Raw genomic sequence first — 7,114 nt, 5'->3', positions numbered from 1 at the left:
GGCGGCCGCCGCGTACCTCGCCGCCGGGCTGGCCGGGCAGGTGCCGGAGCTGCTGGCCGCCGCCGAGCTGGGGCCGCTCGACCCGTTGCAGCAGGCGCACGTCCACCGGCTGCGGGCCGAGGCGTCCGAGCGGGGGGCCGGGGCGGTGACGTCGCTGCTCGACGCGGTGGACCGGCTGGCGGGGCTCGATCCGGCGGCGGCGCGGGAGACCTGCCTGACGGCGTTCGGCGCGGCGATCCGGGCGGGGCGCGAGGACGCCGGGGCGGTGCGGCGGGTCGCGGAGGCCGCGAGGGCCCTGCCGGGCGGGGAGGAGCCGGCCGGGCTGCTGCTGGACGCGCTGACCGGGTGGGCGCTGGAGGGGACGGTCGCCGCGCAGCCGTCGCTGGCGCGGGCGGTGCGGGCCGGGGCGGCGGTCGAGGACCCGTCGCTGCTGTGGGCGGTGGCCGACGCCGCGGCCGAACTCGGGGACCTGGCAGCCTGGTTGGCGTCGACGGAGCGGGCGGTGGGGGCGGCCCGGGCGACCGGGGCGTTCTCCGCGCTGGCGGCGGCGGTGCCGTACCGGGCGACGGCGCTGGCCTTCGCGGGGCGGTTCGGGGAGGCGCGGTCGCTGCTCGCGGGGGCGGCGGCGGTGGCGGGGGTGGGGGCCGGGGTGGGTGTGGGGGCCGTGGCGGGTGCGGGGGCCGGGGTGGAGATGTTGATGGGGGCCTACCTGGGGCGGGAACGGCCTGGTGCGGACGGGGTGGAGCGGGAGGGCGGGCGGTTCGCCGGGGTGGCGGCGTTGGCCCGGGCGGTGCTCGCCAACGGGCAGGGCAACTATCCGGCGGCGATGGACGCGGCACTGGTCGGCGTCGCACACCGGGACCTCGCCGTGCACCACTGGACGTGCGGCGAGCTGGTCGAGGCGGCGGTGCGGGCCGGGCGGCCGGAGGTGGCGGCCGGGGCGCGGGACCGGTTGGCGGAGTGGGCCCGGGCGGGGACGCCGTGGGCGGTCGGTGCGCACGCGGTTGCCGAGGCGCTGGTGGGCGGGGCGTCGGAGGGGGCGGAGTCGTGCTACCGGGAGGGGGTTGCGGAGTTCGCGCGGGGCGGGCTGGGGGTGTTCGAGGCGCGGGCTCGGCTGCTGTACGGGGAGTGGCTGCGTCGGCAGAACCGGCGGGGGCAGGCGCGGGAGGAGTTGCGGGCCGCGTACGAGGCGTGCGAGGCGATGGGACTGGCGGCGTTCGCGGAGCGGGCGCGGCAGGAGCTGCTGGCGACGGGGGAGACGGTGCGGCGGCGGGAGGTCGGGGGGCCGGTGCTGACGCCGCAGGAGGCGCGGATCGCGCGGTTGGCGGCGGGTGGGTGTGCGAATGCGGAGATCGGGGCGCAGTTGTTCTTGAGTCCGCGGACGGTGGAGTGGCATTTGCGGAAGGTGTTCGGGAAGTTGGGGATTTCTTCGCGGCGGGAGATTGAGGGGGTGTTGGGGGGAGCGCAGTAGCTTGTGGCGGCGCCCGATAGTGCAACTTCGGGGTGGGAGTCGCGATCTGGCCGGGAGTTGGGGGTCGCTTCGCGGGGGAGGCTCGCCAGCTTGGGCGCGGGATAGTGCAACTTCGGGGTGGAAGTCGCGATCTGGCTGTGGGTGAGGGGTTGGCCGCGCAGTTCCCCGCGCCCCTGGTTGGCCTCCCGGCCTGGTTGGTCTCCCCGGCTGGGTCGGATGACTGGGTTTTGTGGTGGGCGTCAGATGACTGATGTGTCTCGGTTGGTGGGGCGGCGACAGTGGTGTCGCAATCCACTAGGTCGAGGAGAGAGACATGGATCGACGGCTTCTGAGGCTCGCTGCGGCCGGGTTCGTGCTGGCGGGGGCCGTGGCCGTCAATGGGCCGGCGGGGGCGGTTTCGGGTGGGGCGGTGGCGTTCGAGTGCGGCGCTGTGCGGCCTTCGGTGCCGGACGGGGCCGTGGTGGAGTCGGTGACGGCGACGGCGGTGCCGGCGGGGGTGTTCCAGGTGCCGGGGGTGCCGCCGCTCGGAGGGTATCCGGTGGAGGATGTCCCGGCGCACTGCGAGGTGACCGTCACGGTGACCCATCCGGGGGTGGACGACCGGGTCAGGGTGCAGGTGTGGCTGCCGGAGTCGGGGTGGAACGGGCGGTTCCAGGCGGCCGGCGGGTCCGCGTACGCGGCCGGGAGCATCGGGTCTGTGGCCGCCGCGGTGAAGCAGGGCTATGCGGCCGGGACCACGGACGCAGGTGTGGACAGCGGTGGCCTGGACAGCAGTTGGGCGCTGGACGCGCAGGGGCGGATCCGGGCGGGGCTGTTGGAGAACTTCGCCTCGCGGTCCGTCCACGAGCTGGCGGTGATCGGCAAGCAGGTTGTTGACGGCGTCTACGGGCACACCGCGTTCTACTCGTACTTCAACGGGTGCTCCACCGGCGGCCGGCAGGGCTACGTGGAGGCGCAGAAGTACCCGACGGACTTCGACGGGATCAACGCGGCCGCGCCCGGCATCAACTGGAACCAGTTCGAGGTGGCCACGCTGTGGCCGCAGGTGGTGATGAACGAGCTGCGGACCTACCCGAGCGCGTGCGAGTTCAACGCGTTCAACCAGGCCGCGTCGAAGGCGTGCGACAAGCTGGACGGGGTGGTGGACGGGCTGGTCAGTGACCCGAACCGGTGCGACTTCGATCCGCGTCGGCTGATCGGGACCAAGGTGGTGTGCGACGGCAAGGAGTACACGATCGGGGCCGCCGACGCCGAGGTGGTGCGCAGGATCTGGGACGGGCCGCGGGACGGTCGCGGCAAGCGGCTGTGGTACGGCCTGCCGGTCGGCGCGGACTTCGGGTACCTGGCGGCGAGCACCACGACGGACGGGGTGACCACCGGGGCGCCGTTCACCGTCCCCGCGCAGTGGGTCGCCAACTTCGTGCAGAAGCAGCCCGGGTTCAGCTCGGCGAACCTGACGTACGCGCAGTTCGAGGAGATCTTCCGCCGGGCGCGGGCCGAGTTCGACCCGGTGATCGGTTCGCGGGACGCCGACCTGTCGGCGTTCCGGGACGCCGGGGGCAAGCTGCTGACCTGGCACGGCGACGCCGACCAGCTGATCCCGACGGCCGGCACCGTCGACTACCGCAAGCGGGTCGAGGACCGGATGGGCGGCGGCGCGAAGGTGGACGACTTCTACCGGGTGTTCCTGGCGCCCGGAGTCTCGCACTGCGCGCTGAACGGCGTCGACGACCTGGCGGCGCTGACCGCCTGGGTCGAGCGGGGCAAGGCGCCGAGCGTGCTGCACGCCACGCTGCCCACGGCGGACGGCCGGAGCGTCGCCCGCGAGGTGTGCCGCTACCCGATGGTCTCCCGCTACACGCACGGCGACCCGGACGCGGCGGGCAGCTTCCGCTGCGTCAAACCCTGAGACGACCGCGGGCGGGCCGGTGGCGTCGGTCGCCGGCCCGCCGCCTCCGGTCTGCGGACAAGGAGTGGAAGTGGACGATCTGTTCAACGGTTCGGCGGAGCTTCGTCCGGCCGGATCGAGCATGCCGGCCTCGTCGCCGTTCAGGGAGTACGTCCTGCGGGAGCTCCCGGGGGACTTGGCGGAGGTCGCCGAAGGAGAACTGACGTACCGTCAGTTGGCGGGCAAGCAAAGGGAGTTACTCAAGGAGGCCGGGCGGCTCTCCGACGATCCGTGGGCGGCCCGGGTCGCGCAGCTCGACCTGCTGTTCATGCTCAACGGGTTCGCGCCCGCCGGGCCGCGTGCCGCGCCCCGGGAGCTGGCGGAGCTGGTCTCGGCGCAGTGCGGGCGCTTTCCGGCGCTGGACCCGCACCTGAGCTATGAGCTGCTGATCGACGTGAACAGCGAGGAGTACGCGCGCAGCGGTGACATCAGGGTGTTCACGCCGGGCCGGCTCGGCACCCTGGAGCGGGACTTCTACCTCGGCCACCACCGGTCCGAGCCGTGGATCAGGTCGGCGGCGTACGGGCTGCGCACGCTGGTGACGGCGCCGGATGCGGTGAAGCCGGCCGCGGTGCTGGAGGACGCGGCCCGGTGCGTCGGGGAGTTCACCGCGCGGATGGCGGGCTACCGCAGGCTGTCCGGGGAGGCGTTCGGGCGGTTCCGGCACTTCCACCTGGGGCATCCCGGCGGGCCGCGCGGTGCGAGCGGGGCGTTCATGCCGAGCGTCCAGCTGCTCGAACTGGTGCTGCTGCCGCCGACCAGGGAGTACGGCGTGTACCTGGACCAGGCGATGTCCTACTTCCCGACGTGGTCGCGGCCGGTGGTCGCGCAGTGGCGCGGCGCCTCCAGCCTGGGGGTGAACCTGTGGCAGTCGGTGCGCGACGGCAGGGTCGCGCTGGACGACGCCGGGACGGAGCGGCTGGTGCGGCTCATCGACAGGTTCGTGGACTTCCGGATGGTCCACCTGGGCATCACCCGGCGGATGCTGCCGGAGGCGTTCGAGGGCCGCGGCGGGCTGACCCGTCGGGAGATCGGCGCGCAGGGCGGCGAGCGCGACATCCTGCACGCCGCCGACCCCGGCACCTCCGGGTTCAGCGTGCGCAACGTCCTCACCAACGCCGTCCACCGGCTGCTCGAACTCCGCCGGGAGGTCCTCTCCCGGCCGGCCGTCCAGTAGGGAGTAGAGACATGTCAGCGTTCCGAGTGGCGGTCGTCGACGCCTTCGGCTCGGCCTACGGCCACATCGACGCGTTCGCGGCGGTCGGCGGCGAGGTCGTCCAGGTGTGGAGCACGCCCGAGTTCCCGGCCGGCGTCGACCCGGTGGACGAGCGGCGGTTCGGCCGGGTGCTGGTCCACGACGGCGACGTGGAGGCGCTGGCCGGGCGGCTGGCGGCGCTGCGGCCGGCGGCGGTGCTGGCCGGCCGGGAGACCGGGGTGGAGCTCGCCGACGCGCTCGCCGAGCGGCTCGGACTGCCGTCCAACGGCACGGAGTTGAGCGCGGCGCGGCGCGACAAGTACCTCCAGATCGAGGCGCTGCGGGCGTGCGGCGTTCCGGTGATGCGGCAGACCAGGACCGGAGAGGAGGGTGAACTGCGGCGCTGGCACGAGAAGTTGGGGCAGCGGGCGGTGGTCAAGCCGCTGCGCGGGTTCTGGGGCGACGGGGTGTCGTTCTGCGACTCGCCCGAGGAGTCCGTCGCCGCGCTGCGCCGGCTGCGCGCCCGGGGGAGCGTCCAGGGCGAGCCGGTGGAGGAGGTGGTCGCCCAGGAGTACCTGGTGGGCGCCGAGTACATCGTGAACACCGTCAGCAGCGGGGGCCTGCACCAGGTGACCGACGCCTGGCGGACCGACCGGATCAGCGCCAACGGGGTGCGGGACCTGGTCGTGGCGCAGGTGCTGCTGGGCGCCGAGGAGCAGCCGGTGGCCGAACTCGCCGCCTACGGGCGGCTGGTGCTGGACGCGCTCGGCATCCGGTACGGCGCCGCGCACCTGGAGATCAAGCTGACACCGGACGGCCCCCGGCTCGTCGAGGCGGGCGCGCGGATGTCCGGACTGCCGTACTACACCGGGCAGTTGCTCGGCGAGGGCCAGCTGGAGTGGATCGTGGACGCCTACCTGCGGCCCGAGCGGTTCCGGGCCCGGGCCGGGCGGGCGTACCGGCGGCGCAGCGCCTTCGCGTGGGCGGCGCTGGTCGCCCCGGCGGGCGGGCGGCTCGTCCGGTACCGGGCGCTGGAGCGGATCCGCGAGCTGGAGAGCTTCCGCGACCTGACGGTGCTGGTCCGGCCCGGCGAGCCGATCGCCCCGACCACGTACGACCGGGGCTACCCCGTCACGCTAACGCTGGAGCACCCGGTGGACGCGGTGCTCCAGCGCGATCTGAACACGGTGCGGCAGTGGGACGGGGACGGCATGTACGAGATCGAGTGAGGTGCTCGTGCGGTCACAGGCCCAGGTCGGCGGCCTGGCAGGAGAACCTGGCGGAGGCGCTGTCGGGGTCGTGGGCGGCCGGTGGGCGGGCGGCCGGCGGCCGCTCCTCGACCATGTCCTCGAAGGCGATCCGCTCCGGGAGGGCGCCGAACCTGGCGCGGCGGGCCCCGGCCGCCGGGTCGTCGGCGCTCACCCGCGGGCCGCCAGGCGGTCGGCGTCCAGGACGGCCTGGGCGAACGCGGTCGGGGCCTCCTGCGGCGCGTTGTGGCCGACGCCGGGCAGCACGCGGTGCTCGTACGGGCCGGTGAAGAACCGCCGGTAGCCGGCGCCGTCGGTGCTCGCCAGGAACGGGTCGAGGGCCGGATCGAGGGTGATGGTCGGCACGCCGATGGCGGGCTTGGCGGCGAGCCGCTGCTCGTAGGCGTCGTAGCGGCGTTCGCCGTCGGCCAGGCCCAGCCGCCAGCGGTAGTTGTGGATCACGATGGCGGCGTAGTCGGGGTTGTCGAAGGCGGCGGCGGTGCGCTCGAAGGTGGCGTCGTCGAACTGCCAGCTGGGGGAGACCTCGTCCCACACCAGGCGGCACAGGTCGTGGCGGTACTGCTTGGTCTCCATGGCGACCCGGCCGCGATCGGTGGCGAAGTAGTACTGGTACCACCAGGTGTGCTCGGCCTTCGGCGGCAGCGGGTCGCGCTGCGAGGGGACGTTGGTGATCAGGTAGCCGCTCACCGACACCAGGGCGCTGACCCGCTCCGGCCACAGCGCGGCGACGATGTCGGCGGTCCGCGAGCCCCAGTCGAAGCCGGCCAGCACCGCCCGGCGGATCTTCAGGGCGTCCATCAGGGCGATCACGTCGAGGGCGACGGCGGACTGCTGGGCGTTGCGGGGCGTGGTCGGGGACAGGAACGCGGTGCTGCCGTGGCCGCGCAGGTAGGGCACGATCACCCGGTAGCCGGCGTCCGCGAGCAGCGGGGCGACGTCGACGAAGCTGTGGATGTCGTACGGCCAGCCGTGCAGGCAGATCGCCACCGGCCCGTGCCGGGGCCCGAGTTCGGCGTAGCCGATGTCGAGGACGCCGGCCTGCACGCGCCGCAGGTCGGCGAAGCCGGTGTGGGTGCCGGGGGTGAGGGCGGGGACGGTCGGGGCGGGGCGGTCGGCGCCCGCCGCGAACGCGCCGCCGGCGGTGAGCGCGGTGAGGCCGGCGCCGAGGCCGGCGGCGGTGGTGAAGGTACGCCTGCTGATCATGTCTGGTCCTCTTGTCTCTGGGGGGATTC

General features: G+C 74.2%; 6 protein-coding genes. 4 read left to right on the top strand and 2 right to left on the bottom strand.

Going from position 1 to position 7,114, the window contains the following annotated elements; translation table 11 throughout:
* The 4 genes from ACWEMJ_RS14380 to ACWEMJ_RS14365 form a co-directional block, all read left to right on the top strand.
* The coding region (locus tag ACWEMJ_RS14380; protein ID WP_452137335.1) for a LuxR C-terminal-related transcriptional regulator at positions 1–1,471 on the top strand (1,471 nt) is incomplete at its 5' end.
* A gap of 313 nt (positions 1,472–1,784) precedes the next feature.
* Entirely contained in the window at positions 1,785–3,380 is a 1,596-nt protein-coding gene (locus ACWEMJ_RS14375; protein WP_452137334.1) for a tannase/feruloyl esterase family alpha/beta hydrolase, read from the top strand.
* Positions 3,381–3,450: 70 nt separating this feature from the next.
* Entirely contained in the window at positions 3,451–4,596 is a 1,146-nt protein-coding gene (locus tag ACWEMJ_RS14370; protein ID WP_452137333.1) for a hypothetical protein, read from the top strand.
* A gap of 11 nt (positions 4,597–4,607) precedes the next feature.
* Complete coding sequence (locus ACWEMJ_RS14365) at positions 4,608–5,843, top strand: ATP-grasp domain-containing protein (RefSeq protein ID WP_452137332.1); 1,236 nt, start codon at positions 4,608–4,610, stop codon at positions 5,841–5,843.
* 13 nt (positions 5,844–5,856) lie between these two features.
* Here the strand turns inward: ACWEMJ_RS14365 and ACWEMJ_RS14360 are convergent, their stop codons facing one another.
* Positions 5,857–6,036, bottom strand: coding sequence for a hypothetical protein (locus ACWEMJ_RS14360; RefSeq protein WP_452137331.1), 180 nt, complete (start codon positions 6,034–6,036; stop codon positions 5,857–5,859).
* Positions 6,033–7,085, bottom strand: a complete 1,053-nt coding sequence (locus ACWEMJ_RS14355; protein ID WP_452137330.1) for an alpha/beta fold hydrolase — start codon at positions 7,083–7,085, stop codon at positions 6,033–6,035. The genes ACWEMJ_RS14360 and ACWEMJ_RS14355 overlap by 4 nt, the downstream gene beginning before the upstream one ends.
* Positions 7,086–7,114: the final 29 nt, after the last annotated feature.

This window comes from Kitasatospora sp. NPDC004531, from assembly GCF_053602195.1.
This window is presented reverse-complemented; position numbering and strand designations above follow the sequence as displayed.